Origin of the sequence: Streptomyces sp. M41 (assembly GCF_043673425.1) — a bacterium.
Lineage (GTDB): Bacteria > Actinomycetota > Actinomycetes > Streptomycetales > Streptomycetaceae > Streptomyces.
On sequence record NZ_JBIMKE010000032.1, the window covers coordinates 13,396 to 40,182 of the forward strand.

Consider the following 26,787-nt stretch of genomic DNA (forward strand, 5'->3'; position numbering starts at 1 on the left):
GTCACGGCAGGTCCAGCCGGTAGCCGACGCCGTGCACGGTGTGGACGAGTCGGGGCTCGCCACCCGCCTCGAGCTTGCGGCGCAGATAGCCGACGTAGACGGCGAGGGAGTTGGACTCGGGGCCGAAGTCGCGGCCCCAGACCCGTTCCAGGATCGTCTCGCGTGGCAGCACCTGCCCGGGGTGCCGCAGCAGCAGCTCCAGCAGGGCGAACTCGGTGCGGCTGAACTCGATCGAGCGCCCTGCCCGGCTGCCGGTCCGGGTTGCCGCGTCGACCACGAGGTCGGCGAAGCCCAGCTCCGTGCCCGCGTCCGGCTCGGCCGCGGCGGTACGGCGCAGCAGTGCCCTGATCCTTGCCACCAGCTCGTCCAGGGCGAACGGTTTCACCAGGTAGTCGTCGGCGCCTGCGTCCAGACCGTCCACCCGCTCACTCACGGAGCCGAGTGCCGTGAGCACCAGCACCGGCGTGCGGTCGCCGAGCGCCCGCAGCTGACGGCAGACCGCGAGACCGTCGATGCCGGGGAGCATGACGTCGAGCACCACGGCGTCGGGGTCCCAGTCGGCGATGGCGGTCAGCGCCGCCATGCCGTCCTCCGCGCCGCGCACCTGGTAGCCCTCGACGGCGAGCCCGTCCTCGACGGCGTACCGCACCTCCGGCTCGTCGTCGACCACCAGAACCCTCGGTGCGCTCAGGCACCCACCAGCACCACTCATGGCAGACAGCCTGCCAAAACTCGCTCTTAGGAACTTCTTAGGCGCGGTCAGCAGCGTGATCGCCATGAGGACACCGCACATATCCCAGGTCCGGCTGTCGGTGGTGATCGGCGCGGGCGGCACGGGTGGGCACATCTATCCCGGTCTGGCGCTCGCGGACGCGCTGCGGCGTGCCGTGCCCGACGCCGTGATCTCCTTCGTGGGCACCGAGCGCGGGCTGGAGACCCGGCTCATCCCCGAGGCCGGTTACCGCCTGCACACCGTCGACATGATCCCGTTCGATCCGTCGCTCGGCGCCAGACGCTTCCTGCTGCCCGCGGCGCTGCTCAAGTCCGGCACCCAGGCCAAGGCGGTGCTGCGCGCGCAGGGTGCGCAGGTCGCGGTCGGCATGGGCGGCTACCCGAGTGCCCCGGTGATCGTCGGGGCCCGGATGGGGGGGCTGCCGAGCGTCATCCATGAATCGAACGCGGTCCCCGGACGCGCCAACCGGTTCGCCGCACTGCTCACCGACCAGATCACCCTGGCCTTCGAGGAGAGCCGTGGGCACCTGACCGGCAGTCGGCACGCCGACGTCGTGGGCATGCCCATCGCCGCGGGCCTTGCGGCGCTGGACCGGACCGGCCGACGCGTCGAGGCCCGGCGGGCGCTTGGGGTTCCGGTCGAGGGCCGGCTGCTGATGGTGAACGGCGGCAGTCTGGGAGCAGCCCGGCTCACGGCCGCGGCCACGGGCCTCGCCCAGCGCTGGCGGCACCGGACCGATGTACACCTGCTGATCAAGACGGGTCCGGCCGCGCTGGACGAGACGCGCCGACAGCTCGCCCTGACCGGGGGCGACCGGGTGGCGACCGCCGTGCCCTATCTCGACCGTATGGACCTGGCGTACGCGGCGGCAGACCTGGCCGTCTGCCGGGCGGGGTCCGCGACCGTCGCCGAGCTGGCGACGACCCGTACTCCGGCCGTGCTGGTGCCCTACCCGTACGCGCCGGGTGACCATCAGACCCACAACGCCCGGGTTCTGACCGACGCGGGCGCCGGACTGCTGCTGCCCGACGCCGAGACGGACCCCGACCGCCTGGCCGCCCTCACCGAGCCACTGCTGGCCGAACCGTCCCGGCTGGCCGGCATGTCCGCCGCCGCGCCCCGCGGCCCGCACGCGCAGGCGGCCGACCTGCTGGCCGCCCATGTGCTGCGGCTGGCCGGCCGCCCCTCCCGCCATCCCATCCTTGCCACGCCGACCGAGACGGAGATCGCCCGATGACGACCACCCCCGCCCCCCTGCCCACGCCCGCCGGCTTCGACTGGGCCGGACGCACCGTGCTGGTCACCGGAGCCGAGGGTTTCATCGGCTCCACCCTCGTCGATCTCCTCGTCACCCGCGGTGCCCGTGTCCGCGCCTTCGTCCACTACAAGCCCTACGCCGAAAAGGGCCACCTCGCCTCCTACCTCGCCGGCCCGGACAGCCCCGTCGAGATGCTCGCCGGCGACGTCCGGGACGCGGGGCGGGTCATGGACGCGGTGGAGGGCTGCGACACCGTCTTCCATCTCGCCGCTCTGATCGGCATCCCCTACAGCTACGACTCCCCCGGCGCCTACGTCCAGACCAACATGGTCGGCACCGAGAACGTGGCCGAGGCCTGCCGCCGGCATCAGGTACGGCGCCTGGTGCACACCTCCACCAGCGAGGTCTACGGCACCGCACGCACCGCGCCGATCAGCGAGGACCATCCGCTGCAACCCCAGTCCCCCTACTCCGCGTCCAAGATCGGCGCGGACATGATGGCGCTGTCCCACTGGCACGCCTTCGAGCTGCCGGTGACGGTCGTACGCCCCTTCAACACCTACGGCCCCCGGCAGTCCGCCCGTGCGGTGATCCCCACCATCCTGTCCCAACTGCACACCGGGGCACGGCAGATCAGGCTCGGCTCGCTCACGCCCACCCGAGACTTCACCTACGTCACGGACACCGCCCACGGCTTCCTGGCCCTGGCCGCCTGCGACCGTGCCCTCGGCCACGCCGTCAACCTCGGTACCGGCCAGGAGATCTCCGTCGGCGACCTCGCCAAGGCGCTCATCAACGCCTCCGGCCGTGACGCCGAGATCGTCGTCGACCCGGGCCGGCTGCGGCCGACGGGCAGCGAGGTCCACCGTCTGCTCTCCGACAACTCCCGCGCCCGGGAGTGGGCCGGCTGGGAGCCGCGGGTCCCGCTCGACGAAGGACTGCGGCGCACCTCCGACTGGGTCGCCGACAACATCCATCTCTTCGCCGCCGACCGCTACCAGGTCTGATCCGGCGGCGGTTCGGCAGCACGCCGTCCGCACCGGCGGCCCACACGAGCGATGTGGGCCGCCGGCACCCGTAAGGTCGTTACGGTCATGAGATTGCGGGGCCGTGAAAAAAGTCCCGCATCGGCGTGGACACCTCAAGGGCCGACTCCTACCGTCGCCGACGGCGCGGCATCGTCGTACGCATCAAAGGAGTCGCATGTCCATACCAGCAGTCAGCCGTGCTTCCACTCTCGCCCTCACCATGGCGGCCACGCTGCTGGCCTCCCCAGGGTTCGCGCACGCGGACCCGATCCCGAAGGCTCCCGGTCACCGGCTCGTCGCCTCCTACTCGGGCGAGCCCGCCGAGCCCGCGCCGCTGCGCGGGGAGCAGCCGCCCCAGCATCCCCACATGGCGGCGAACGGCCACAGCGGCATGCACGCCGACGCCTGGGGCAGCGCCACATACCCGTGGAGCGGGCCCCTGGGCCGTGCGCCGGAGGTCAGCAGCGAGAGGATGGCGGCACTCGGCGGCGAGTGTGCCAACGTGACCTTCGACAGGGCAGGACGGATCGTCACGGTGTGCGGGACGTTCACCGGGTTCCTGGTCAAGCTGCTCGATCCCCGTACGCTCGCCACCTTGGCGCAGTACCGGCTGCCGCAGCGCCCGTCCACCGTGGAAGCGATCACCCGGCTGGACTTCTCCCGGATCTTCAAGGACACGTCCGGCGGCGCGTACTCGTACCTGGACGACGAGGACCGCCTGGTGCTGGCGGACTCGCGGCAGCACGTCATCCGTCTCGCCCACCGGCAACAGGCCGACGGCAGCTGGGAGTTCCGGGTCGTCGACGACTGGGACCTGACCGGCCACGTCCCGCACGACTGTGTCACCTGGACCAACCTTTACCCCAGCGGAGAGTGCGACCCCGTCACATCCGTGATGCCGGACTGGCAGGGGCGTATCTGGTGGGTCACGCGCCAAGGCCGCGTCGGCACCGTCGACCCGGCGAGCGGCACCATCCGTTCGATGCGCCTGCCCGGTGAGGAGATCCAGAACTCCTTCTCCGTTGCTGCCGATGGCGTGTCGATCGTCTCCGACCACGCCCTGTACGAATTCACCGCCGCGGCGGACGGAACACCGTCCGTGGTGTGGCGGCAGGAGTACGACAGAGGCACCGGCGGCAAGCCGGGTTCCGTCAACCAGGGTTCGGGCACCACCCCTGACATCTTCGGCCCTGGAGGGAAGTACGTCGCGATCACCGACAACGCCGACGACCGCATGAACGTACTCGTCTACCGGCGCGGCCCCGGTGTGCCGACGGGCGAGCGGGTCCTGTGCAGGGTTCCGGTCTTCGGCTCCGGCGCCTCCACGACCGACAACTCTCTGATCAGCTGGGAAAACAGCCTGGTCGTCGAGAACAACCACGGCTACGAGAACGTCGGATCGCTCCCCTTCGGACGAAGCGTCGTCGGCGGCGTCACCCGCATCGACGTCCGCCCCGACGGCAGCGGATGCCACACGGTGTGGGAGAGCAGCGAACGAGCCCCGTCCGTCGTGCCGAAGCTCTCCACCGCGAACGGCTTGATCTACCTGTACACCAAGGATCCGAACCCCCTCGGCGTCGCCGCCTGGTATCTGACGGCCGTGGACTTCCGTACGGGCGCCACCCGGTGGAAGCAGCTCGTCGGGACCGGCCTTCTCTACGACAACAACTGGGCACCGGTGACCATCGGTCCCGACGGCACCGCATACGTGGGCGTCTTCAACGGCCTCACCTCCGTCCACGACGGGGAACAGCGCCGGTAGCGAACGCCCCGGTCGCAACGCCCTGTGTGAACGCCGAAGCGATTGTGGATGGCGACATGGCTCTTGTAGCCCGCAGTGGACCCTGCTTTCCTGATTAGGAAAGTTTCCTATCAATCCCCCACATGAACGAGGCTCACCATGAGGGCATCACCTCCGTCGCCACGTCTGTCACCCCGGCGGGGTGCGGCAGCCGCCGTGCTCGGGAGCATCCTCCTGCTCCTCCTCAGCGTCATCCCGATCGGCTCCGCCCGAGCGGCCGGCACCGATCAGCGTGCCGCCGCCGCCACGCCGGTCTCGGTCAACGGACAACTCAGGGTCTGTGGCACCAAGCTGTGCAACAGCCGCGGGAACGCCATCCAGTTGCGGGGCATGAGCACCCACGGCACCCAGTGGTACCCGCACTGCCTGACCAGCGGTTCGCTCGACGCCCTGGCCCGCGACTGGAAGTCCGACGTCCTGCGCGTGTCGACCTACGTACAGGAAGGCGGCTACGAGACGAACCCCGAGCACTTCACCAACCTCGCGAACTCCCTCATACAGCAGGCGAGCGACCGCGGCATGTACGTGATCGTCGACTGGCACATGCTCACCCCGGGCGACCCCCACGCCAACCTGAGCAAGGCCCGTCAGTTCTTCACCGACATCGCCAACCGCAACAAGGGCCGGAACAACGTCCTCTACGAGATCGCGAACGAGCCCAGCGCAGTGAGCTGGTCGCGGATCAAGAGCTACGCGGAGCAGATCATCCCGACGATCCGCGCCGTGGACTCCGACGCACCTGTGCTGGTCGGCACGCGCGCGTGGTCCTCGTTCGGAGTCTCCGAGGGCGCCGACGAATCGGAAGTGGTGAACAATCCCGTCCGGGCGTCCAACATCATGTACACCTTCCACTTCTACGCGTACTCGCACCGCGACGAGTACCTGGCGACCCTTTCCCGCGCCGCCGACAAGCTCCCGGTGTTCGTCACCGAGTTCGGCACCCAGAACTACGCCGGTGAGGGCAGCAACGACTTCGCCATGTCGCAGCGCTACCTCGACCTCATGGCCGCCAAGAAGATCAGCTGGGTGAACTGGAACTTCTCCGACGACAACCGCTCCGGAGCCGTCTTCAAGACCGGGACGTGCGACAGGTCCGGCCCGTGGTCCGGCACCTCGCCGCTGAAGCCCGCCGGGGTCTGGATTCGCGAGCGCGTCATGTCGCCGGACAACTGGTGATGAGCGAACGCCGTTGAGTGTGCTCGGATCAGGTGGCCTGTGTGTCTCACACAGGCCACCTGATCCGGACCTCACACGGTGAAGGGGCCTCGCCGCCCCCCGCGGCCCGGGCCTGGGCGTAGGCTTCGGTCGGCACGGGCACAACGGGGGCGGAACATATGGACTCTGGGGAAGCGCAGCGATGGGCGTCGTCGCTCGACACGGTCGTGGTGTACGCGAAGGGTGCGCTCTGCACCCGGGTGGCGCGGGGCACCGTACCGGCGGACGGCAGGGTGCGGGTGACGGGGCTGCCCCGGTCGATGGACACGGGCTCACTGCGCGCAAAAGTCGTCGGTGAGCGTGGCATCCGCGTCAGCGAAGTGCGCGTGGAGGTGGATGCCGAACTCCCCGCCACCGACGCGACCGACGGCCTGAGGCAGGAGATGGAGAGGCTGCGCGACGTCTGTGGCGCGGCACGGGAGCGCCGGGACCGGCAGCTGGCCCTCATCTCCGAAGTGACGGCGCTGCGCCCCGTTCCGCCGACCCGCAAGCGCGAGGACCCGCCTCGCCGTACGCCCGCCGACGCGTGGCTGCGACTCGCCGAGTTCGTCGACGAGCGACTGCGGGGCCTGCACCTCCGGCTCGTCGAGCTGGAGGAGGACCTGCGCCGCGTCGAGCACGAACTCTCCGTGGCCACGGACCGCTGGGTGCGCGCCTCCACCGACGTACGGTCCGAGCATGTCGCCACCACGGTCGTCGCGGTCGTGACGCTCGCCGGAACCGAAACCGGAACCGGAACGGGGGACGGGACCGGAAACGACGGGACCGGAAACGAAGCCGCGACCGGAGACGTGGGACTGGAGCTCGAGTACGGGGTGCCGGGGGCCGTATGGGTTCCCGCCTACCGCCTCACGCACCGTCAGGGCGAGGACAGCGGCAGTCTGGTGCTTCGTGCCTCGATCGCACAGCGCACCGGAGAGGACTGGACCGGGGTCCGCATCGGCCTGGCCACCGCGGATCTACGGCGCCGCACCGATCTGCCCTCTCTGCAGTCGATCAGAATCGGACGGCGGCAGTCCACCCCCTCACCCTCCGGCTGGCGGCAGCCGCCCGCAGGGCTCGCCGATCTCTTCTCCGGCTACGACGCGGCAGGTCCCCGTCCCGGCTCGGCCGCAGGGCCGGTGCCCGTGGCCGCGGCAGATCCCGTCCCCGCATCGCCGGGACCGCAGGGGTATGGGATGCCCGCCGCGCCTGGCACCCCGCCACCGCCGGGGTACGGCACGCCGCCCGCCATGCAAGGTCCCGTCGTCCCTCCGCCGCCTCCGGCGCCGCAGCAATACGGGCTACCGCCCGCCGCACCCGCTGAGCCCACTGGTTTCGCAGGTGCTCCGCCCTCAGCGTTCGACACCGTCGGAGCAGCCCCGGCGGCCCCTGCAGCTCCGAGGAGGCCGTCGGGACGACCGGGCGGTGGGCCCCGGTCCGCCGCCCGGCGTGGTGCTGCTCCCGCCGTCAGTGCCTCGGAGGCTGCGGTCCAGTCAGACGCGTCGCGAGCGCCGACATCGGCGTCACCGGCGTCATCACCCGTGGCGGTCGGGCCGCCGCAGCCCAGCGCCGCGGAGCTGGACTACGCCGCACTCATGCTGTCCGGCACCGAGGAGAACGACGACCGCCGGGGCAGGCTCTTCACCCACACGCCCTGCGACGCGGTGGCTGACGAGTACCGCCGCCGCGCCGACACGGTGTACACGCTGCCGTTGCCGGGACACGCCGTGCGGCCCCGCGAGTCGGCGGGCTCCTTCGACCACCGCTACGACGCCGTCGCCCGCGCCGACATCCCCTCCGACGGCACCTGGCACACCGTCACCGTCACCGACATCCCTGTCGGCCTGCGCACCGAGTACCTGTGCGTGCCGTCCGTGGAGCAGACGGTCTACGCCACGCTCGTGCTCTCCAACGCCACCGACCAGGCCCTGCTCGCCGGGCCGGTCGAAGTCACCAGCGGCGACGACTTCCTGACGACGGCCGCTCTGCCCACGCTCGCTCCCGGCGGCGTCCGCCGGATGGGGCTGGGACCGGCCGAGGGCATCCGGGTCATCCGCCGCACGAATCTGCGCGAGTCGACATCGGGGCTGCGCAACAACACGACCGTGCTCGCCCACCAGGTCCATGTGGAACTGGCCAACCGGCTGGCCCACGCCGTCACCGTCGAGGTCCACGAACAGGTTCCGGTCACGAACGAACCGGACGTCCGGATCGAGGAACGGGCCGACTGGGCAACGCCCGAGCAGGACGGGGGCCCCGACCGGCACGCCCCGGGGACCCGCCTCTGGCGAGTGGACCTGCCCGCCGGCGCCGACGCCACCCTCGACGGCGGCTACGACATCCGCCTGCCGGCCGCCAAGGCCCTGGTCGGCGGCAACCGCAGGAGCTGACATCATGCGCACGGACACCCGGCCGATCCCCCTGCCCGTCACCGCCGTCACCTGCCTGGAGGACCGCGCCCATATCGAGCGGACCGCCGAACTCGGCCTGCACGCAGGTGTCCAGCGACTGCGCCTCGGGCCGATCAGCGCACTCGCGGTCGACCGCACGCTCCACGCGGAACTCACGGGCGGCCACCGGGCGACCGTCCTCGACGTGCAGATCGTCCGCACCTGGACACCGCGGGCGCCGCTGCCCACCCCCGACGACTCCGCCCTGCGCACGCGGATACGCGACCTCGAAGAGGAGCAGATCACCCTCGGCCACACACGCGACCGGCTGCGCGCCCGGCTCGACCTCCTGGGCCGGCTCGCCGCCGATCTGCTGCGGGACATCGCCGAGGGAACCGGCTACGGCGAGACCGACGAGGTCCGCTGGACCCGCGAACTGGACCGGATCGACGCCGAGCGCGACTCGTACGCCGAGCAACTCCGCACCGCCGAAGGGCGCTCGACCGCCCTCGCCAGGGAGCTGATGGAGGTCCAGCAGGCCATCGACCTCTCCGAGGAGCAGGCCGCCGAACTGGTCGGCCACGTCGAACTGACCGTACAGGCCGAAGTCGCCGGGCCCGCCCGGCTGCGCCTGACGCACGTCACCTCGTGCGCTCTGTGGCGGCCCGCCTACCGGGCCGTACTCGACGGGAACTCACTGACGCTGGAGACCGACGCCATGGTGTGGCAGCGCACGGGCGAGGACTGGTCGGAGGTACGCCTCACCTTGTCGACAGCACGCTCGGCACTGGCCACCGACCCGCCGCGGCTGGCGGAGGACCGTCTCACCCTCAGGGATCGCTCCGCGGATGAGCGCCGGACAGTCGACGTCGAGTTGCGGGAAGAGGACACGGCGGGCCTCGGGCCGGCCCCGGTACTCGGCCTTCCCGGCGTGGACGACGGCGGCCGGACGCAGGTGCTGCACTCCCCCGCACCCGTCACCGTGCCCGCGGACGGCCGCGCCCACCGGGTGCCGCTGACCGCCGTCACCGCCTCCGCGAGCAGTGAGTACTCCTCCTCGCCCGAACTGTCGCCGCTGGTGACCCGAGTGGTGCGGTTCGACAACACCTCCGGCCACGCGCTGCTGGCCGGGCCGGTGGACCTCGTCCTCGGCAGCGGATTCACCGGGCGCGGCACGCTGAGCTTCACCGCGCCGGGTGCCCCCGTCGAGCTCGCCTTCGGCAGTCACGACGACTTCCGGGTGGTCCGGCAAGCCGAAGAGTCCCGTGACACCGCGACGTTGACCCAGCGAACCGTGATCACCCGCACGGTCAGGCTGCACGTGTCCCGCTTCTCCGCGCCCGGAGAGCGGGGCGAGCAGGTCGTCACGCTCCGGGAGCGCATCCCGGTCTCCGAGGTGTCGGCGGTAGAGGTGCGTCTGCGCAAGGATGCCTGCGCCCCGGAGCCCGACGCGGTCGACGCCGACGGCATCGCACGCTGGGACCTGCGGCTCATGCCGGGCGGGCACCGCACGATCACCCTGGTCTACGAGATCTCCGCGAGCGGCAGGGTCGCGGGGCTCTGAACGACCGCGGGCTATGTACGACCGCGGGGCTGCGAACGACCGTGACGCCGCAAACGCCCACGGGGCTATGAACGACCGCAGAACCGGCAACGACCCTGCCTACCCGGGACTGTCCTGACCTGGACGGCAGCCAGGCTGACGGTGAGTCACGAGGCGAGTCCGCACATCCGCTCCGAGGGCGCCCGCGATTCAGCGATGTGTGCCGTGTCACGCATTCCCGTGCACGTCTGAGTTGTCTGCATCACAGCGTAAATGTCCATTTAGCGCCAGGCTCGGAACGTACCCGCACTCCCGAAGTGGGGCCCACCCGCATCCTCTTGGGCGCGAGGTCCCACGTGGCCCATGACACAGCACTTGTGGCCCTCCCCGTTCCCCCTCCGCACGCGACTGCCCTCCCTCGTTCCACCGTTCCCCCATGGAAGGTGCCTCACCATGGCCGCTTACCTCTCGCCCCCTGCCGTGATACACGGCGAGCACGCCGTGAAGACCAGCCAGATCGTCGAGGAGGTGAGCGGCCGGCACCCGAACGCGGCGTGGTCGCCGCGGATCGACGCCATCGCGGCCAGTACGGGCATCGAGTCCCGAGGCTGGATGCTGCCGCTGGAGACCGCCGTCGCGCCCGGCAGCGGCAGCGGCCTCGATTCCGTCGGCATCGAGCCGGCCCAACAGGCGCTCATACGCGACGGGTTCACTCAGCAGGACGTGGACCGCGTGCTCGCAGCCCTCGGGACGATACCGGCGCCGCAGACCGTGCAGGAGCGCACGGCGCCCGCCTGGGAGGCCGTGCAGGCCTACGGGGAGCGTGCGGCGCGCGGGGCACTGCAGATCGCCGGGCTGGACGCCTCGGACGTCGACTGCTTGATCACCAGTCACTCCACCACCCCGGCGCTGCCGGGCCTGGACATGGCCCTGGCCAACAAGCTTCCGCTCCGCGACGATGTGATGCTGCTGCCGGCCACGCAGTGGGCGTGTATCGCGGGGACCCGCTCCCTGGCGCTCGCGGCCGACCTCGTGGCCGCGGACCCCGACCGGGTCGTCCTGATCGTCATCTCGGAGGCGCTGAGCACGACATATCAGCCCGCGGACGACACCCTCGAGTCTCTGATCGTCCGGTTGCTGTTCGCGGACACGGCGGTCGCCGCGGTGGTCACGGGTCGTCCGAGGCCGGAGTCGGTGCTGCGGCTGGACGCCGCCTGGCACCACACCCTGCCGGGCACCCAGGACCTGCACCGGCTGGAGACGCGGGCGGACGGCACCCACTTCGTCATGGACCGGCGCGGGCCGCGCGCGGTGCAGGAGACGGTCACGGCCATGTGGGACTGGCTGCGTGACCGCTACCAGGACGACCCCGACTCCTGGCACCCCGACGTGCTGCTCGCCCACCCCGGCGGGACCCGGGTTCTGGAGTACATGGAGCAGACGATGCCCGACGCGTGGCCGTCGGGGCTGCTGGACTACAGCCGGGACAGCTACACCAGCGGCAACCGCGGCGGCGCGGCCGTGTTCGACATCCTGCGGCGGGCGCATGACGCCGGACAGCAGAAGCCCGGGAACCGCGCCGTCCTGTACGCGGCGGCACCCGGTCTCACCGCCACCGCACTGGAAGGACAGTGGCTTTAGATCAAGGCCGCGCCACCCACTGCACCCGCTCCACCCGTACGGCAGGAGCCGGCCGTCGCCGCGCTCGCGAACGCCGCCGTGTCCTCGACGCGGCGGCGCGTCACCTGGCTACTTCCGCCCAGACGACCTTCCCGGTGTCCGTCCACCGCACCCCCCACCGGGTGGTGAGCCTGTGCACGATGCTCAGGCCTCGGCCACCGTCGTCGAGCAGATCGCCCCGCCTCAGGCGTGGCCTGCCGTTGCCGGAGTCACCCACCTCGCACAGCAGGCCGTTGCCGGCCCTGATCAGCCGTACCGTGATGGGACCGGCAGCGAAGCGGACCGCGTTCGTGACCAGCTCGCTGACCAGCAGCACCACCTTGTCCCGGGTGTCGTCCCTGGTGCGCCACTGACTCAGCAGCGCGAAGACCTGCGCCCTCGCGCGAGCGGGGGCGTCGTGGCGGGCGGGCAGCCGTATGGTCGCCGTGTCGCCCTTGCGGTAGCCGATCATCCGCGCGAGCAGCAGGGTCACGTCGTCGCGCTGGTGCACAGGGGCCAGCGCGGAGACGACGTGCCGCGCGGCCTGCTGGAGGGTGTCCCAGGGGTGCACGGTGGCCACGGCGTCCGCCAGCCTGTCGATGCCCTCGTCGATCGACAGGGCGGGATTCTCGACCAGGCCGTCGGTGTAGAAGGCGAGCAAGGAGCCGGGAGGCGCGAGGAAAGTGTGAACGTCGAACGGCTCCCGCAGCGCGAACTCGGTCCCGAGACCGGGGTGAGGGGGCAGCGCGAGCGGGCCCGTGTGCCCGTCCGGGGTGACCAGGACCGGAGGGAGGTGGCCGGCGCTGGACAGCGCCACCTGGTGGCTCACCGGGTCGTAGAGGGCGATGCAGCAGGTCGAGCCGAGGGCGCTGTATCCGGCCGTCAGCCCGGACTCCGCGTCGTCCAGCAGCGTCACGGTCTCGTCCAGGTGCTCCAGCACCTCGTCCGGCGCCAGCCCCGCCGACAGCAGCGCGCGTGCCTCCATACTCAGCTGGCCCATGGTCGCCGCGGCTCCCAGGCCGTGCCCGACCACGTCGCCGACCACCATCGCGGTACGGCCGTCCGGCAGCGGAAAGCTGTTCACCCAGTCACCGCCGACGCCCGCGCTGTCGGGTGTGGCGGGCTGGTAGACGCTGGCGATCTCGATGGTGTCGCCGCCCGACCGCGGGAGCAGCCGGCGCTGGAGGGCCAGGACCTGCGTGTGCTCTCGCTGGTGCTGACGAGCCAGGTCGACATGGTGGGCGGTCCTGGCCACCAGTTCCTGCAAGTCGAACAGCTCGCTGTCGCGGAACGGACGGTCCGCCCGCCGCCAGACCTCCGCCACGCCCAGGACGACGGGCGGCTCGGCGTCCAGGACGAGTGGTATGCACGCCACACCCGCCGACCGGTCGACGGGCACCAGGGCACGTACGACTCGTGGGCTGTCGAGTACGCGCTCCACCGCCTCCCGGTCGGGTATGACGATGGTCTGCGGAGCGTCGTTGCGCAGGACCGCCTGAGCCAGCAGGCGACTGGCGTCGATGGGGAGATCGTCGCCCGGTGTCACATAGCCCTCGGGCCACGCCCGGTCCGGCACCAGGGCCGCCCGCCGCAGTCGGATGCGCCTTTGCACCTGCCCGGCGACTCCCTCGCCCGTCCACACGGCGAAGTCGAGGTCGACGGCGGCCACGTCTCCCCAGGCCAGCAGGGACTCCGCCAGCGACTGCGCGGTCTCGCCGATGTCCAGCGAGGTGCCGATCGCGGTCTCGGCGGCGTACAGGTGCAGCCTCCGGGCCATGGCGATCACCGAGACGGTCAGACCCTCCTCCGGCGCCGCGGCGGGCAGGATGCTCAGCGAGACCACCAGCTCCGAGCCGTCCCGGCGGCGCAGCCGCTGGATGCGGGCGACGTGGGCCTCACCCGTCTCCACCACCTGCCGCAACCGTCGTGTGACCGTCGGTACGTCCCACGGAGGCAGAAGGTCGGCGAACGGCCTCCCGGCCACGGCGTCCAGGCCCGCGAACACAGGGGCGTCCAGATTGCAGCGGGTGATCATCAATTGCCGGTCCAGGTTGACCGCGCCGAGGATCTGCTCCTGAGAGCCGGCTGCCGGGCCGGCGGGTACGGGACGGTGTGTGGTGCGGTCGCCCCCCGCATCAGCGGGACCGGCGGCCTCTGCCGCCCCACCGCGCGGGATGTAGCGCCCCAGGGCTCGGCTGACCAGCTCGAACGCCGAGGAGGACGAACGGGAGGGTGTGGAGTCCATACGACTCTCTCAACAATCCCCGGCGCAGCACCGGGGCCGTACTCGGACCAGTGCGACGGGGCCCCGAGTTCCCTGACCGCACACCTCATTGAATAACAACGGGGGCCGCTTCGCCCACCAGTGAAATTGCGCGGCGACCATGGACAGGGAGGCAGCCGTGACTGGTGAGGGCTTTACTCCGCCGTACTCCCCTTCCATCGCAAGCTGCCACCTGCCACCTTGATCGGCCGGACCGGTCCTACGGCAGGTAGCGCATTTCTGGAAGGGCTCGCGCCGGCCCGTCGAGCAGGGGGCTGTGGCGGCGGCGCAGATGCTGGTCGAAGAAGGCGAGCGGGTATGCCTGCTGGATCTTCACCGCTCTGGCCGGGTCGAGGGTGCCGACCCATGCCTTCAGCTGTTCGTCGCTCATGCCGACCAGCGGGGCGATCTGCGGCATGAGCACCTGAGTGTCGCCGTAGGACTGATGGGTCGCGCCTTCGGCCTGGACATTGAGCCGCCAGCCCTTCAGATGGGACCAGAACACGGCCACGTTCGGGTCGTCGGCGCGGGTGAACTCGGAGGTCATCATCATGAACGGCCGGTGCAGATCAGTGGTGATCGTGGGCCACGTCGGTCCTGGCCGCATCGGGCCGTCCAGGCTCACCCCCGCCCGCACGCGTCGGTCCGTCAGCATGACGCAGGCGGTGGCCGTGCCGCCCTTGGACCAGCCCACCATGCCGATGCGTGACGCGTCGAGGGCCCCGCACAGCCCGTCGGGCAGTGGGCGGCGCTCGGCATCGGGATTGTGCCCGGCGGCGAGCTGTTCGACGCAGTCGAGGACGAAACGGAGATCCGCGGCGTAGTCCTCCGCGAACATCGCGTGCTCACTCCCTTCGAGCGGGGTGACGACCCGGCCGTCGGGCAAGCGGCTGAACGCGTCGCCGAGGTGGTCCACCGTCACCACGACGTAGCCGTGGCTGGCGAGCTCCTGCACGATGCCGGTGTGGTCGGAACGGTGGCTGCCTGCGCCGTGCGAGTACACCACCACCGGTAGGCCCCGGCCCGCGCGGTGCACGGGGGCACCCTCATGGCCGGCCGTCGACGGCGCCACGGCGACATCGGGCGGGAAGCCCGCGGAGGCGAGCAAGGCCCGCAGCACCTCGGCGTGCATCCAGGGCATGCGGGGGTACCGAACGGCAACGCCGCGGGCGGGGTACCAGACGCCGGCCATCAGACGGCGGTGCCGGCCCGGCCCGGGACCGTGATCGGGGCGGGAGGTGTCGACGAGGTGGAGCTCCGCCGTCCCCACCGGGTGGGGGCCGGTGGGCTCCGGCAACGTCAACCGCCCCGACACCCTGCCGGTCGGGACCGGCCCGCTGCCCCGGGCGGCCGACCCCGACGCGGCCCGAGCGGGGCTCGCGGCGACGATCGGAACAGCGGCCCCGGCCGCGAGCGCGGCTCCCAGCATCCGCCGTCTCGTCAGCCCGGCTTCACTCGTGAGCGGCATGGTCGTCATAGGCCCTCCCCAGGGTGTCCTTGATCCTCGGATGCATGCCTCACGCGGCCCGATCTGACGGCCCGTGAGCACGGACGAAACGCTGTCACCTGCCCCACTGCGGCGGCATCCGCCCACAGGTTGGTCACCGGGCTCGCATGAGCCCCCGGATTTACATCCGTGGGATGACCCACGGGTACGGGGTCGGCTCAGGAACACGTTCGGCGCGCAGAACCACTCCGACGACGACCGTTCCACCACGGGGGACCCGAAATGAGCAGTGACCAGGCGCGGTTGGCTGCGCACTTCGACGACATGAGCACCGCCGACCAGCACGAGACGGCATTCAGGCTGGAATCGTTCACCGCTTGGCTCAAGGCCATCAAGGCTCTGGCCGACCTCGTGCCGTACGCGAAGAAGTTGTGGAAGTGGCTCAGGAGGCGCTTCTGACCTTCTGCGAGGTCGGGTGCTCGGGGGTGGTCAGCCCCGTCAACCCCGTCGGGCAATGGCCTCGAGTTCCCGCTTCAGGCGGGCGATCGCGCTGTCCGGTGTCTCTCGCTGGGCCATCACGTCGTGGACCACGGCCTGGACCGCCAGATTCACCTGGTCGTAGCGCGGGGACTTGGGGCGTGGCTTCGCGGCCAGCACGGCCTCGCGCAAGGTCGGCAGATAGGGGTACTGGCGGATGAGCGCGGGGTCGCTGTAGAGGTCGGCCCGCACGGGAGGCAGGCCGCCGTCCGCCAGCACCTGCCGTTGGACTCGATCACTGGTCAGGTAGGCCAGCAGATCATTCGCCGAGGCATGGTGACGGGAGTTCGCGTTGATCGCGAGATTGGAGCCGCCCAGGATCCCGGCCGCGTGGTCCCGCGTGCCGGGCAGTGGCACCACCCCGAACTTGCCTGCGACCGCGGAGTCCGCACCATTGGCCAGTGCGTGTACATAGGGCCAGTTGCGAAGGAAAAGCAGCCGGCCTTCCTGGAAAGCCTTGCGGGATTCCTCTTCCTTGTATGTGAGTGCCTCCTTGGGGATCCAGCCCTCTCGCACTCCGTCGGCAAGGAACTCCAGGGCCCGACGGGCGGCGGGCGAGTCCACCGTCACCCGTTTTCCTTCGTCGACCAGGATGGAACCGCCTTGGGACTGCACTGCCTCGGCGGCGTTCACGGTCAGGCCCTCGTAGGGCAGAAATTGCCCTGCATATCCGTCCAGCCCGTATTTCGGTGCCAAGGTCTTGGCCAGGCGTTCCAGTTCGGCCCAGGTGCGGGGTGGCTTCTCCCCCTCCTTTTCCAAGATGTCCTTGCGGTAATAGAACAGGCCGGCATTGGTCACATACGGCAGTGCGTACAGGTGCCCGTCGAAGGTCGCGGTTTCCACGACGGGAGGGAGGAAGGTCTTGATGGGGAAGCGGTCGGCATTGAGGGGAGAGATCCAGCCCTCGGCGGCAAATTCCGAGGTCCATGCCACGTCGATGTTGAGGACGTCGTAGCGGTCACTGCCGGATCGCAGGCTGGTGGACATCTGCGCCCGGACCTCGTCAGCGGCTTCGGGCAGTTCGACGAGGGTGACTTTCTCCGCGGGGTGGGCCCGGTTCCAGTCCTTCAGGACCCCGTCCAGATATCCGGTGAGGTCCCCGCCGGTGACGAGTGTCATCGGTCCCCTGCCGCCGGTCTGCCGAGGTTCTGCCCCCGTGGCCGTGTAGCCGACGTAGCCGGCGCCGATCAGGGCAGCCACCAGCAGCCCCCGGCCCGCGGCACGGGTCCACCGCATGACTCCTCCTGGTGCAACGATCAGCAATTGCACCTTACTCGATCTGTCTAACGGTTAAGTATTCAGGGGATACTGGACCTCGCGCAGAAGTTCGGAAACCTTCAGCGCGCCGGCAGGGCGCGCCACCCAATAGACCTTACGTCGGGGAAAGGAGGCGGGCGAGATTGCGTCTGGCTCTCCTGGCCCTCCTGGCCAATGGACCGGCCCACGGCTACCAGCTCAAGCGGGCGCTGGAAGAGCTGCTCGGCGCGGCATATCCCCAGCCGAATATCGGGCAGATCTACGTGACCTTGGGCAGGCTGGAGAAGTCTGGTCTGATCGAGGGTGAGGATGTCGCTCAGGAGGCGCGTCCCAACAAACGGACGTACCAGCTGACACCAGCGGGGCGTGAGGCGGTGGTCGCGTGGTTCGAGGAACCCACCGACGAACCTCGGGTCCGGGGTGATTTCTTCATGAAGATTGCCCTGGCTCCGGAATCAGGGGCGGCCGATCAGATCGCGTTGATCAACAAGCAGCGCCGCCACTATCTGAACGCCATGCGTGATCTGTCGAAGCTGGCCGCGGCCGAGAATCAGGAAAATCGGGTGGCACAGCTGTTGATCGAAGGCGCGATGCTGCACCTTCAGGCGGACCTCGACTGGTTGGAGCGTTGTCAGGAGGAGCTGGAATGAAGCGCCAGGCGCCTTCCGGATCCGGCGGGACCGACCCCGCCGCGGACGGAGAGCAAGCCACGGAAACCGAGCCGCTCCTGCGCGCCGAGAACCTGGTCAAGACCCACCAAGCCGTGGGGGCCGCCGTCAAGGCCGTGCGCGGGGTGGACCTGAGTGTCGGGCGCGGGGAGTTCGTGGCCATCACCGGCCCTTCCGGGGCCGGCAAATCCACGCTGCTCCACCTCCTCGGCGGTCTCGACCGTCCCGACGACGGCCGGATCTGGATCGAGGGACGGCGGACCGACACCTACAGCGAGGCCCGCTGGGCGCTGCTGCGCCGCCGTAGCATCGGGATCGTCTTCCAGTTCTTCAACCTCGTCTCCCAACTGACCGTGGCGGACAACGTCGAGCTGCCGGCGCTGCTGGCCGGGTACAGCCCCTTGCAGGCGCGAAAGGCACGCGCGGAACTTCTGTCCGACCTGGGCCTGGAGGGCAAGGAGAACAGCACGCCCGGTGAGCTGTCCGGTGGTGAACAACAACGCGTCGCCCTCGCCCGTGCCCTGGTCAACCATCCCGCTCTGCTGCTCGCCGACGAGCCGGCCGGCAGCCTGGACAGCAAGGGCACCCGCGAGGTGCTGCGGCTGCTCTCCCGCTTCCACGGGCGGGGCCAGACCATCGTGCTCGTCTCCCATGACGCCCGGATGGCGAGCGCTGCCGACCGGGTCATCAGCCTCTTCGACGGCCGGATCACCGACGACGCCACGCTGAGCCGTGAGGGACCGCGGCCCCGTGGGGTCTCCGGCACGCTGGAACTCGGGGGCTGATCGATGCGTGCCATGGTGCGCTGGGTGCGGGCCGATCTCCGCGGCCACCGCGGAGAGGCGTTCTTCCTGCTGCTGGCGACCGCCGGGATCATCGTTTCCCTGCTGCTCGCCGGGGCCCTTCTCAGCTACGCGGCCAACCCCTGGCAGCGGATCTTCACGCAGTCCTCCGGCGCGCACGTATGGATTCAGACCAAGTCCGGCGCCGACCCCAGGACCCTCGGCCGGCTCGACGGGGTGCAGGCCGTGTCCGGGCCGTTCCTCACCGCGCCCGCCACCGCCGGCGTCGCCGGAAGCACGGCAGCGGTACAGGTGCGAGCCGTCGGTGACGAGCCACCGGCGGTGGCCCGGCCGCTGGTCACAGCCGGCCGCTGGCTGCCTTCCGGTGCCGGGGACGAGGTCGTACTGGAGAGTTCGCTGGCTCGTGCCCTCTGGGCCGAGCCGGGGGACGAGGTGAGCGTGCGCGTCAAGGGCGAAGCCGCACACTCACTGCGTCTCGCCGGCGTCGCCGACATCGCGGAGCCACAGTACGAGCCGGGCGAAGTCCCCGGCGTCGCGTGGGTATCCACGTCCACGTTTCACGTGTTGGCACCGGACGAGCCGCACGAGCAGGTCATCGGGCTACGGCTGACCGACCCCCAGGACACCGACTACGTGATCCAGCGCGCGGTCACGGAGCTCGGCGCCGACCAGATCGCCGGCATCTCCACCTGGCAGGACGCGCGGGCCAAGGCGCAGGGCGGCGACCGGCTCCTCGGGCTGCTGCTGGGCGTTTTCGGCGTGGGCGCACTGCTGGCGGCAGCGCTCGCCGGGGCGGGCGCGGTCGGCACCAGGATCCGCAGCTCGCTCCGGGACATCTCGGTGCTGAAGGCGGTCGGTTTCACTCCGGCGCAGCTGATCCAGATGTTCCTGGTCGAGTACCTCGCTCTGGCCGTGCTGGGCATCGTCGCCGGTGCGCTGCTGACCGAGCTGCTCGGAGCCCGTCTGCCCGGCCGTGCGGGGGAGGCCGTGCAGCTGTGGCAGGCGCTGCCCGGACATGTCTGGGTACCCACCGGTGTGGTCGCCGGCGCCATCGTCCTGATCACCGCCACGATCGCGTCGGTGGCCTGGCGGGCGGGCCGCGTACCGCCGGTGCCGGTGGCCCGGGCCGCCGTCCCCTCCAGCCGGAGGATGTCCGGAACCGTACGGCGCGCGCTCGGCCTTCACCTGCCTCCCGCCCTCGTTCTCGGCTGGCGCGGCGCTTTCCAGTTCCCCCTGCGCGCATGTGCGGCGGTGGGGCGTCTGGCTGTTCCTCTCCTGCTGATCACCATTGCGCTCGGCACCTGGACGACGCTCGACCGGTTCGAGAACGACCCCCAGGACGTCGGGATCGTCGCAGCGCTGACGGCCCGCGGCGACGGTATCGACGACTCCTCGCTACGGCGTCTGCTCACCGCGGATCCGGCAGTGGCAGGCGTCTACGCGGGTGCCGACGTCGCGGCGCTGGTACCGGGGCAGACCGGCACGATCACACTCCGGGGCGTGGGCACCGCGGGCGCTCCTTATCCGTTCGCCGTGGCCGAGGGCCGGGCGCCCGACGGCCCCGACGAGGCCATCGCGGGGCAGGGGCTGCTCGACCTGCTCGGTGTGGAGGTCGGGGACTGGGTCCGCATGACCGTCGGAGGCAGCCCCCAGGTCCTGCACATCGTCGGTCGCGGCATCGAGCCCGAGGACAGTGGACGGGTCATCTCCACCTCCCTGAACACCTTGCAGGAAGGCGATCCCGCACTGCGGCCCGACTTCTACGCCCTCGTCCTCGAGCCGGGCGCCGACCCGTCGGCCGTCAGGGACCGGATCAGCGAGGACGCGGGCGGACGGCTGGACATCCGGGAGAGCGCGAACCCGGTCGGCGAACTCACGTCGGTGCAGCCGGTGATCGCCGGCCTGGTCGCGGTGCTGGCGCTTATCGGCCTGGCCGAGCTGTCGACGACCATCGCCGCCGGTGTGCGGGACCGTCGCCGTGACCTTCTGGCGCTCAAGGCCATCGGGCTGACGCCGCGGCAGATCGTGGCGGTGATCGTGGCCGGCACCGGCTTCATCGCCGTGGCTGCCGCGGTGGTCGGCACCTGTCTGGGAGTTCTGGCTTCCCAGTGGCTCATCAACCTGCAAGGGGCGTCCAGCGGCATCGGCTCGGGCATCGCCCAGCAACCGCCGGCCATCACTTTGGTGCTCTTGGCGGCGGCTGCGGTGATCGGTGCGGTGGCCGTATCGGTCCTGCCCGCGGTGCGCGCTGTCCGACACCGGCTCGCGGACACCCTCAGTGACACGATGTGACCCTTTTGTCCGACGTCAGGATTCGCGGGTGCCGACGGACTCGGAAGTCGGCGTCGCCGAACGGCCTTGCGGAGCCGTCGCGGTCAGGAGCAGGGGCAGGAGCAGGGCGTCATATCAGGCCCTCGCGCAGTGCGTAGGCCACGGCCTGGGAGCGGTTCTTGAGCTGGTAGCGGCTGGTGATGTCGTGCAGCGCGCTCTTGACGGTGCGCTCGGAGTAGCTGAGCTCGCGCGCGATCTCGCGTGTGCCGTAGCCCTCGGAGACCAGTTGCAGCACGCGTATTTCCCGTTCCGACAGACGTGTCTGCCGCCCCTGGACCGCCGGAGGAGCCTGTCTTTGCAGCCGGCCCACATGTTCGAGTAGCCGGCCCAGCAGAGCCGCAGGAAGGGAGCCTTGCCCGGCCGTCGCACCGACGATGAGCTGAACCAGCCGGCACGCGGTGGCCTCGGCGCGCGGGAGGACCGCGCACACTCCCCATGCAGCCGCCTCCAACAGCCTTTCCTCGGCCAGTTCATCGGTGACCAGAACCACGCGAGAGCACCCACGGCTGCTCACCGCCCGCAGCGCGCGCACCGTGGCGTCCGAGAACGCTTCGACCGCTTCCACAGCCACCGTGCGTGCGGTGATGCCGTCCTTGCCGACGAGAGTCACCTCCGGCCGGCGCTCGAGCGCCACGTTCAGGCCGGCTGCGGTGAGGGGGTCGTCGGCATGGACGAACACCGGTATCCGCGTGGTCACAGACGCACCTGCTTCTCTTGTTCCTCACCAGAGCTCGGCCACGCACAGGGCAACGACGCCGACGCCGACGAAGACGCCACCCAGCTTGTGCTCGCTACGCGTAACCCCGCAGCCTTCACCCGGGACCGGCTTCTCGGCTCTATGCAGCCGGAGGGATGCTCCTGGCCGCGGCCACCCTGCCGACTCGGAGGCCGGCCCGGCTTCGCCAGCTGTCCGGTTCGGCGCATACGTCCATCCACTCCGTCAGATGGTCGACGATGTCGAGTCCGCGACCGCGCTCTTCCTCGAGGTCATCGCACCGAGGGCGGGACACCCGGGCGGCAGGACCGGTGTCGGTTACGTCGATACACAGAAACTCAGCCGACAGGCTCACGTTCACCGTCATCTCGGCGCCGCCGTGCTGAGCCGCGTTACCGGCCAGCTCGCTGACGATCAGGCCTGCGGTATCCCGGTCCGGCTCGACGACTCCCCAGCTCGCCAGGAGGGCGAGGATGAAATGCCGGACGGTGCGCACCCGGCACGCCTCCGCCGGCAGGGCCATCGTCGCCCGTCGGCAGGTGTCCGGCTCGTGGGGGTCAGCAACCGCCGTGGATGGTGCCGCCGTGCGGCTCGGCAGGGGACGGAACCTGCGTGGTGCGGCGACACCGGCTTGTGTGGGATTCATGTCATGCCTCGCTGACTTCTTCAGCCACCGGACGGGTATGCCATGCGCCTGTGACAGCGCGCGCTGCTCGGCGATACCGGGCACAAGTTGCTGGAAGGGCTCCCCGCGCCGGGCCCCGAGGGGCCGGCGGTCTCAGTCTCGTGCGGGAGCTTCATGCATACATGTTATGTATCACGCGGTTTCGCAGTCAATGCATCTGCGCAGCAAAACTCACAGGTAACCCGCATCGATGCATGGAGAGATCACCGCGGGGTGAGGTCAACATGTAGGTAAGCAGCACGGGAGCCGGAGAGCACCGCAGGTCGGCGGCACGGCGGCGCAGGCCGCATGGGGTCCTGCCACTCGTGCGGTCAGAGGTCGCCGAGGGCCCGTACGGAACCGGATTCAGTCCCGGTATGCCTTGGTAGCCGCTTCCTCCAGCTCCGCAGCGGCACTCTCGGGGTCGGACGGGTCACGCAGAAAGCTCTGCAGAATCCGCCATTGACTGGCGCCGTCGGTACCGCCGAAGGATGCCGGGGCCTGGTCCGACATGTCGAAGCGCACCCGGTCCTCAGCATTGACCAGCGCGTCGGCCATGGCACGAGTGGTCAGGTTGTCATAGGTGTGAATGTCAAGCTGCCGGTTCGGGGAAAGGAATCCACCGAGCTCCGCCCACACAGCAGCCGCCTCCGGAGTGGCAAGATATTCGACCAGCTTCATTCCGGCGGCGGAGTTCTTTCCGTCCTTGAGGACCACCGCTGCGTCACCCCCGCTGATGATGGGGAAAATACCGCCCTTGCCGACGGGGAAGGAGAAGAAGCTCACGTCCTGGCCGATCGTCGCACCGAACCGGTCCTTGGCGACGCCGGCGACGAAGTCACCCTCGAAGACCATGCCGGCTTCCGGCTCCGTTCCGAAGACCTTCTCCACCGAGCCGGGGAAGTCGGTATTCAGGGCACCTTCCCTGCCTCCGGCGATCAGGTGGTCTTCCTTGAAGAGCTTGCCGAGGGAAGTGAGCGCGTCGACGACGGATGCGTCGGTCCATTTCAGCTCATGGGCGGCCAGGGCGTCGTATTTCTCGGGTCCCGCTTGAGAGAGGTAGACGTTTTCGAACCAGTCCGTGAGCGTCCAACCGTCCCGCCCGGCGACAGCGAACGCCGCGAGCCCGGATTCAGAAATGCCCTGCCCGGTGGACAGCATTTCTTCAAAGGTCGCGGGCCGCCCGACATTCGCCTTGGCGAAAACGCTGGGCTTGTACCAGACGGCCGATTTATGGGCAACCTTGTAGTACACGCCGTACAGGGTGCCGTTCACACTGCCGTACTCTCGCCACACGTTCGCGTAGTTTGCCTCCACGGCCTCCCGCGCCGAGACAGAAAGCGGCTGGAGCCAACCTTTGCGTTCGAACTGCCCGAGGACGCCGAGCTGCGGAAGCAGGGCCACGTCCGGTGCGTCCCCGTCTTCGATCATGCCGCCCACGGCAGTGGACACGTTGTTTCCCGTGGACACGAAGGTCACCTTCGCCCCGGTCCTGTCGCTGAAGGCGTCGAGTACCTTCTGGAAGTTCTTCTGCTCACTTCCGGTCCAGGCGCCGGCCACGGTGAGCCGCATTCCGCTCAGCTCTTTGCCGCCGCCGTCGTCCTCGGCAAGTCCGGAGCAGGCAACGCCGGATACCAGAATGAGGGCGATACAGCCGGCGAGCGGGGTGTCTTGTCGACGCATTTTCGTTGATGTCCTTCTCGGGGCGGCCCGGGGCAGTCTCACCGAGTGAGTGATGCTGCCGAGGCATGCGAAGGCTCGGATATCGGCCAGAGGAATGCAGGCATGCTAGGGAGGGCTTCCCGAGGTCTCAACGAGCCGGCGCGAAGCGTGCACCTTCGGGCAGACAGCGCCGCCCGAGGCACACCTGCTACGGCGTCGCGGGGCTCGCCGACCGCCACCACGCGGCGGAGGCATCACGCAAGGTGTTGGTGCCGCAGTGCACCTCCCCCATACCGAGGTGGTACGTGTACCAGTCGTCGATGTACGACACCTTCAGGCCGGCCCGCGCATAGGCCGCCGTGACGGCTTGGGTGAAGATGTCCTTGCCGCCGATGACAGGACCCCACTGGCGGGGTGCGAGGTATCGGTCACGGCTGAGCAGGATGCCGTTGACCGCGCCGGGCACGTACGCGCTCGTCGTGACGGTCGCCCGCGCGGCCGCCGCGGAGCCGTGCGTGTCCCCGGCCAGCCTGCGCTGCTGGCCGTTCTTCTTCACCCCGTCCGGCAGGGGCGTCCCGCCACCCATACGCGTCAGCCGCGGCACATGTACGTCCTCCCCGCTGTCCGTACGGGCCATCGAGCCTCGGGTGTACAGGGCGGGCACTCGCACGATCTCTTGTTCGGTCACCCCGGTCGCACCCTTGAGGACCTCCAGGTTGGCCGCGATCCGCTGAGCTGCCATGGCGTTGTCGGCCGCCAGGTGTCGCGAGGCGAGGGCCTGGTCGATGGTCTCCTCCAGCGGCGGGGAGCCCCCGAGGCCCGGGACGGAGAACATCCTGGTGCCGCCGTGCCCCGCGCTCTGGGCGTCGCGCAGCAGTTGCAGTCCCGCGTCGGGATCCGCCACGCCGATCCGCCAGCCGCGCGGGGTGTCGGCGGGCAGGAACTGGACGAACTCGTCGACGTGCCCGACCTCCAGCCAGGAGGTGTCCAGCAGCAACGGGTCCTGCAAGCCCTGGGACTTCAGCAGCGTCCGCATCGTCGCCGAGGGCCGCTTTCCGCTGTCCTTGCGCCACCCCATGATGATCCGTCCGGCCGGGAACGAGTCCTCGCCCCGGGTGTACGGCGGAATGGTCTCGAGATTGCCCATGGAGTTCAGCGACCAGTCCGCCGGTGCCGACCGGTCGAATGCCTGCACCACTGCGACGTCCCGGCCCCGCAGTTTCTCGAACAGCTCCCGTCCGGCCGCACGGCCCGGTTGCGCCGAGCGCAGCATCACGCGGATCACTCGTGGGCGCCCGTCCGTTCCGGTCATGCTGACGTAAGCCGGCTCGACGAAGTCCTGCGCCCAGGCGTCCCCGTACTTGTCGAACGCCACCAGCGGCCGGGTGATGCCGGCCTTCTCCGCTTCCCGCTTCAGATCGGTGACGAACTTGCCCTGCAACCCGCTCCAGTCTTCGTTGCTGTTCAGCTTGGTGACCATCACCTGCTGGGCGTTCTGAAGATGGTGGTGGGTGAGGAGGGGAGCGACGCGCAGGGTGACCGAGTCGGAGGTGGTCCGGTCGCGCGCCGCCACGGTCAGGCGGATGACCGTCCTGCCGTCCCATGTCCGGGTGTCCCGGATCACGTCGGTGGCCTCGACCCCGAACTCCACACCGGAGCGCAACTCGGCGGCCGACAAGGTGATCTGAGGTGTGATCGGGATCCAGTCGCCCGCGCGCTTGACGAAGACGCGCGTGTACGCGGCTCCCGCGGTGACCTTGACGCTGCCCTTGGCGCCCCTTGGCAGACGCCGTATCGGTACCGAGCGGACACGGGCGAGGTCGGCGGCGTCGGCCGAACCGTTGACTTTTGTGTCCGAGGCGTCGTTGCACGCGGCCAACTCGGCGTCGGACAACGGTCTTCCACCGGGTCCGGTGACCGGGCAGCGCTTGGTGTCGTCGTCGATGTTGGGCAGAAGGACCGCGCCATGGCTCAAGGACCAGGTGTCCTCATCGGTCGCGTCGGAGCCTGCGGTGACATCGACTCGCCCGTCGCGGTTCACATCGGCACGCAGATCGGCGCGCGCGATCGGCGGAGCAGCCGAGGCGGGCGGGGACGGCGCGGCGAGGACGGTGCCGACCGCGGCGAGCACCAAGGCCACGGGCCCGGCGGGGTTCGTACGTATACGGCGGTGCGTACGCACAGCGTGCTCCTCTCACTCAGGCGTATGTGCACCGTGCAAGAGAGGAAAGAAGCGGTTGCGCGTTCACCGAGCTGAAAGAAATTCATGCCTGAGCGTGAGGTGGCCGCGCCGTGCAGACCATGGGCCCGCAGCTTCAACAGCCGCTCTCCTGCTGGCGCAACCCGCTTCGGAGTCCTCGCGTCCCACTTCAGGACGGACGATGCCGATCACCCGGGAGAGCACGTGGCGAGGAAGAGCCGGACGACGGACGTGGAACAGGACAAGGACCGCGAGAAGTGGATGGCACGCTTCCAGGTACGGCTTGCCATGCAGCCGGGGGTGGACAGGGCAGTCGTGCTCCAAGCTGTCAAGGAAGTCACGGCGCACTGCGCGCAGACGGGCGAGCACCCGCGCGCCGCGTTCGGCGACCCGGACGCCTATGCCGTGCAGGCCGCGGCCCGGCTGGTGCCGGAGGACCGAGCAGCGCGCGACAGGCGGCACAACACCGCCATGGACGCGCTCGGCTCCGTAGGCGACGCGGCCGGAAGAATCGCCGGCCTGTGATGGTGGAAGCAGCGTGACCGTCGGAGTCTTTCAGTGGTGCGCGGAGCATCGGGTCGCAGGATGGTGCCTCGGTGGCGGAGGTTGCCGCGGTGAGCGAGCCGGTCGG

The 26,787-nt window shown here is 70.0% G+C and carries 20 protein-coding genes; 12 read left to right on the forward strand and 8 right to left on the reverse strand.

Annotation, left to right across the window (positions count from 1 at the left end; genetic code table 11):
* Position 1: 1 nt before the first annotated feature.
* Positions 2 to 712, reverse strand: coding sequence for a response regulator transcription factor (locus ACHBTE_RS29755; RefSeq protein ID WP_394727665.1), 711 nt, complete (start codon positions 710 to 712; stop codon positions 2 to 4).
* A 64-nt stretch (positions 713 to 776) separates the two neighbouring features.
* Between ACHBTE_RS29755 and ACHBTE_RS29760 the strand changes: the two genes are divergently transcribed.
* From ACHBTE_RS29760 to ACHBTE_RS29790, 7 genes are all read left to right on the forward strand, one after another.
* Positions 777 to 1,970: a UDP-N-acetylglucosamine--N-acetylmuramyl-(pentapeptide) pyrophosphoryl-undecaprenol N-acetylglucosamine transferase gene (locus tag ACHBTE_RS29760; RefSeq protein ID WP_394727667.1), complete on the forward strand. Its 1,194-nt coding sequence runs from the start codon at positions 777 to 779 to the stop codon at positions 1,968 to 1,970.
* Entirely contained in the window at positions 1,967 to 2,998 is a 1,032-nt protein-coding gene (locus tag ACHBTE_RS29765; RefSeq protein ID WP_394727669.1) for a GDP-mannose 4,6-dehydratase, read from the forward strand. The genes ACHBTE_RS29760 and ACHBTE_RS29765 overlap by 4 nt, the downstream gene beginning before the upstream one ends.
* Positions 2,999 to 3,194: 196 nt before the next feature.
* Positions 3,195 to 4,781 carry a hypothetical protein gene (locus tag ACHBTE_RS29770; RefSeq protein WP_394727671.1) on the forward strand — a complete coding sequence of 529 codons (1,587 nt, stop codon included), beginning with the start codon at positions 3,195 to 3,197 and terminating at the stop codon, positions 4,779 to 4,781.
* A gap of 138 nt (positions 4,782 to 4,919) precedes the next feature.
* Positions 4,920 to 5,996 carry a glycoside hydrolase family 5 protein gene (locus ACHBTE_RS29775; protein WP_394727673.1) on the forward strand — a complete coding sequence of 359 codons (1,077 nt, stop codon included), beginning with the start codon at positions 4,920 to 4,922 and terminating at the stop codon, positions 5,994 to 5,996.
* Between the two features lie 158 nt (positions 5,997 to 6,154).
* Entirely contained in the window at positions 6,155 to 8,407 is a 2,253-nt protein-coding gene (locus tag ACHBTE_RS29780; protein ID WP_394727675.1) for a DUF4139 domain-containing protein, read from the forward strand.
* Between the two features lie 4 nt (positions 8,408 to 8,411).
* Positions 8,412 to 9,971, forward strand: a complete 1,560-nt coding sequence (locus tag ACHBTE_RS29785; protein WP_394727677.1) for a mucoidy inhibitor MuiA family protein — start codon at positions 8,412 to 8,414, stop codon at positions 9,969 to 9,971.
* 432 nt (positions 9,972 to 10,403) lie between these two features.
* On the forward strand, positions 10,404 to 11,591 hold the full coding sequence (locus ACHBTE_RS29790) for a type III polyketide synthase (RefSeq protein WP_394727679.1): 1,188 nt from the start codon (positions 10,404 to 10,406) through the stop codon (positions 11,589 to 11,591).
* Positions 11,592 to 11,691: 100 nt separating this feature from the next.
* Here the strand turns inward: ACHBTE_RS29790 and ACHBTE_RS29795 are convergent, their stop codons facing one another.
* A complete protein-coding gene (locus ACHBTE_RS29795; RefSeq protein WP_394727681.1) occupies positions 11,692 to 13,854 on the reverse strand; it encodes a SpoIIE family protein phosphatase in 2,163 nt (720 codons plus the stop codon).
* 238 nt (positions 13,855 to 14,092) lie between these two features.
* Entirely contained in the window at positions 14,093 to 15,349 is a 1,257-nt protein-coding gene (locus ACHBTE_RS29800; RefSeq protein WP_394727683.1) for an alpha/beta hydrolase family protein, read from the reverse strand.
* A gap of 252 nt (positions 15,350 to 15,601) precedes the next feature.
* On the opposite strand from ACHBTE_RS29800, the gene ACHBTE_RS29805 reads away from it, so the two are divergent.
* Entirely contained in the window at positions 15,602 to 15,778 is a 177-nt protein-coding gene (locus tag ACHBTE_RS29805; protein WP_394727685.1) for a hypothetical protein, read from the forward strand.
* A gap of 39 nt (positions 15,779 to 15,817) precedes the next feature.
* Here ACHBTE_RS29805 and ACHBTE_RS29810 read toward each other — a convergent pair whose 3' ends face one another.
* On the reverse strand, positions 15,818 to 17,092 hold the full coding sequence (locus tag ACHBTE_RS29810) for an ABC transporter substrate-binding protein (protein WP_394727687.1): 1,275 nt from the start codon (positions 17,090 to 17,092) through the stop codon (positions 15,818 to 15,820).
* 164 nt (positions 17,093 to 17,256) lie between these two features.
* Here ACHBTE_RS29810 and ACHBTE_RS29815 point away from each other — a divergent pair, with 164 nt between their 5' ends.
* The 3 genes from ACHBTE_RS29815 to ACHBTE_RS29825 are packed head-to-tail and all read left to right on the forward strand — an operon-like array spanning position 17,257 to position 20,876.
* Positions 17,257 to 17,763, forward strand: coding sequence for a PadR family transcriptional regulator (locus ACHBTE_RS29815; protein WP_394727689.1), 507 nt, complete (start codon positions 17,257 to 17,259; stop codon positions 17,761 to 17,763).
* On the forward strand, positions 17,760 to 18,566 hold the full coding sequence (locus ACHBTE_RS29820; RefSeq protein WP_394727691.1) for an ABC transporter ATP-binding protein: 807 nt from the start codon (positions 17,760 to 17,762) through the stop codon (positions 18,564 to 18,566). Before ACHBTE_RS29815 ends, ACHBTE_RS29820 begins: the two co-directional genes overlap by 4 nt.
* Positions 18,567 to 18,569: 3 nt before the next feature.
* Positions 18,570 to 20,876, forward strand: a complete 2,307-nt coding sequence (locus tag ACHBTE_RS29825) for an ABC transporter permease (RefSeq protein ID WP_394727693.1) — start codon at positions 18,570 to 18,572, stop codon at positions 20,874 to 20,876.
* Between the two features lie 109 nt (positions 20,877 to 20,985).
* On the opposite strand, the gene ACHBTE_RS29830 is transcribed toward ACHBTE_RS29825, so the two are convergent.
* The 4 genes from ACHBTE_RS29830 to ACHBTE_RS29845 all read right to left on the reverse strand — a co-directional run bounded on the left by ACHBTE_RS29830 (position 20,986) and on the right by ACHBTE_RS29845 (position 26,138).
* Positions 20,986 to 21,612 carry a response regulator transcription factor gene (locus ACHBTE_RS29830; protein ID WP_394727695.1) on the reverse strand — a complete coding sequence of 209 codons (627 nt, stop codon included), beginning with the start codon at positions 21,610 to 21,612 and terminating at the stop codon, positions 20,986 to 20,988.
* Positions 21,613 to 21,751: 139 nt separating this feature from the next.
* Positions 21,752 to 22,276: an ATP-binding protein gene (locus ACHBTE_RS29835; RefSeq protein WP_394727811.1), complete on the reverse strand. Its 525-nt coding sequence runs from the start codon at positions 22,274 to 22,276 to the stop codon at positions 21,752 to 21,754.
* A gap of 384 nt (positions 22,277 to 22,660) precedes the next feature.
* Positions 22,661 to 23,977, reverse strand: coding sequence for an ABC transporter substrate-binding protein (locus ACHBTE_RS29840; protein WP_394727697.1), 1,317 nt, complete (start codon positions 23,975 to 23,977; stop codon positions 22,661 to 22,663).
* Positions 23,978 to 24,164: 187 nt separating this feature from the next.
* The gene (locus ACHBTE_RS29845) at positions 24,165 to 26,138 is read right to left on the reverse strand and encodes a protein-arginine deiminase domain-containing protein (RefSeq protein WP_394727699.1); all 1,974 of its coding nucleotides are present in this window, start codon (positions 26,136 to 26,138) and stop codon (positions 24,165 to 24,167) included.
* 222 nt (positions 26,139 to 26,360) lie between these two features.
* On the opposite strand from ACHBTE_RS29845, the gene ACHBTE_RS29850 reads away from it, so the two are divergent.
* Positions 26,361 to 26,681: a hypothetical protein gene (locus ACHBTE_RS29850; RefSeq protein WP_394727701.1), complete on the forward strand. Its 321-nt coding sequence runs from the start codon at positions 26,361 to 26,363 to the stop codon at positions 26,679 to 26,681.
* Positions 26,682 to 26,787: the final 106 nt, after the last annotated feature.

What these genes read in the sequence shown, in the direction of transcription:
- ACHBTE_RS29755 (WP_394727665.1), bottom strand. Translation starts at nt 712, where the DNA reads ATGAGTGGTGCTGGTGGGTGCCTGAGCGCACCGAGGGTTCTGGTGGTC.
- ACHBTE_RS29760 (WP_394727667.1), top strand. Translation starts at nt 777, where the DNA reads ATGAGGACACCGCACATATCCCAGGTCCGGCTGTCGGTGGTGATCGGC.
- ACHBTE_RS29765 (WP_394727669.1), top strand. Translation starts at nt 1,967, where the DNA reads ATGACGACCACCCCCGCCCCCCTGCCCACGCCCGCCGGCTTCGACTGG.
- ACHBTE_RS29770 (WP_394727671.1), top strand. Translation starts at nt 3,195, where the DNA reads ATGTCCATACCAGCAGTCAGCCGTGCTTCCACTCTCGCCCTCACCATG.
- ACHBTE_RS29775 (WP_394727673.1), top strand. Translation starts at nt 4,920, where the DNA reads ATGAGGGCATCACCTCCGTCGCCACGTCTGTCACCCCGGCGGGGTGCG.
- ACHBTE_RS29780 (WP_394727675.1), top strand. Translation starts at nt 6,155, where the DNA reads ATGGACTCTGGGGAAGCGCAGCGATGGGCGTCGTCGCTCGACACGGTC.
- ACHBTE_RS29785 (WP_394727677.1), top strand. Translation starts at nt 8,412, where the DNA reads ATGCGCACGGACACCCGGCCGATCCCCCTGCCCGTCACCGCCGTCACC.
- ACHBTE_RS29790 (WP_394727679.1), top strand. Translation starts at nt 10,404, where the DNA reads ATGGCCGCTTACCTCTCGCCCCCTGCCGTGATACACGGCGAGCACGCC.
- ACHBTE_RS29795 (WP_394727681.1), bottom strand. Translation starts at nt 13,854, where the DNA reads ATGGACTCCACACCCTCCCGTTCGTCCTCCTCGGCGTTCGAGCTGGTC.
- ACHBTE_RS29800 (WP_394727683.1), bottom strand. Translation starts at nt 15,349, where the DNA reads ATGACGACCATGCCGCTCACGAGTGAAGCCGGGCTGACGAGACGGCGG.
- ACHBTE_RS29805 (WP_394727685.1), top strand. Translation starts at nt 15,602, where the DNA reads ATGAGCAGTGACCAGGCGCGGTTGGCTGCGCACTTCGACGACATGAGC.
- ACHBTE_RS29810 (WP_394727687.1), bottom strand. Translation starts at nt 17,092, where the DNA reads ATGCGGTGGACCCGTGCCGCGGGCCGGGGGCTGCTGGTGGCTGCCCTG.
- ACHBTE_RS29820 (WP_394727691.1), top strand. Translation starts at nt 17,760, where the DNA reads ATGAAGCGCCAGGCGCCTTCCGGATCCGGCGGGACCGACCCCGCCGCG.
- ACHBTE_RS29825 (WP_394727693.1), top strand. Translation starts at nt 18,570, where the DNA reads ATGCGTGCCATGGTGCGCTGGGTGCGGGCCGATCTCCGCGGCCACCGC.
- ACHBTE_RS29835 (WP_394727811.1), bottom strand. Translation starts at nt 22,276, where the DNA reads ATGAATCCCACACAAGCCGGTGTCGCCGCACCACGCAGGTTCCGTCCC.
- ACHBTE_RS29840 (WP_394727697.1), bottom strand. Translation starts at nt 23,977, where the DNA reads ATGCGTCGACAAGACACCCCGCTCGCCGGCTGTATCGCCCTCATTCTG.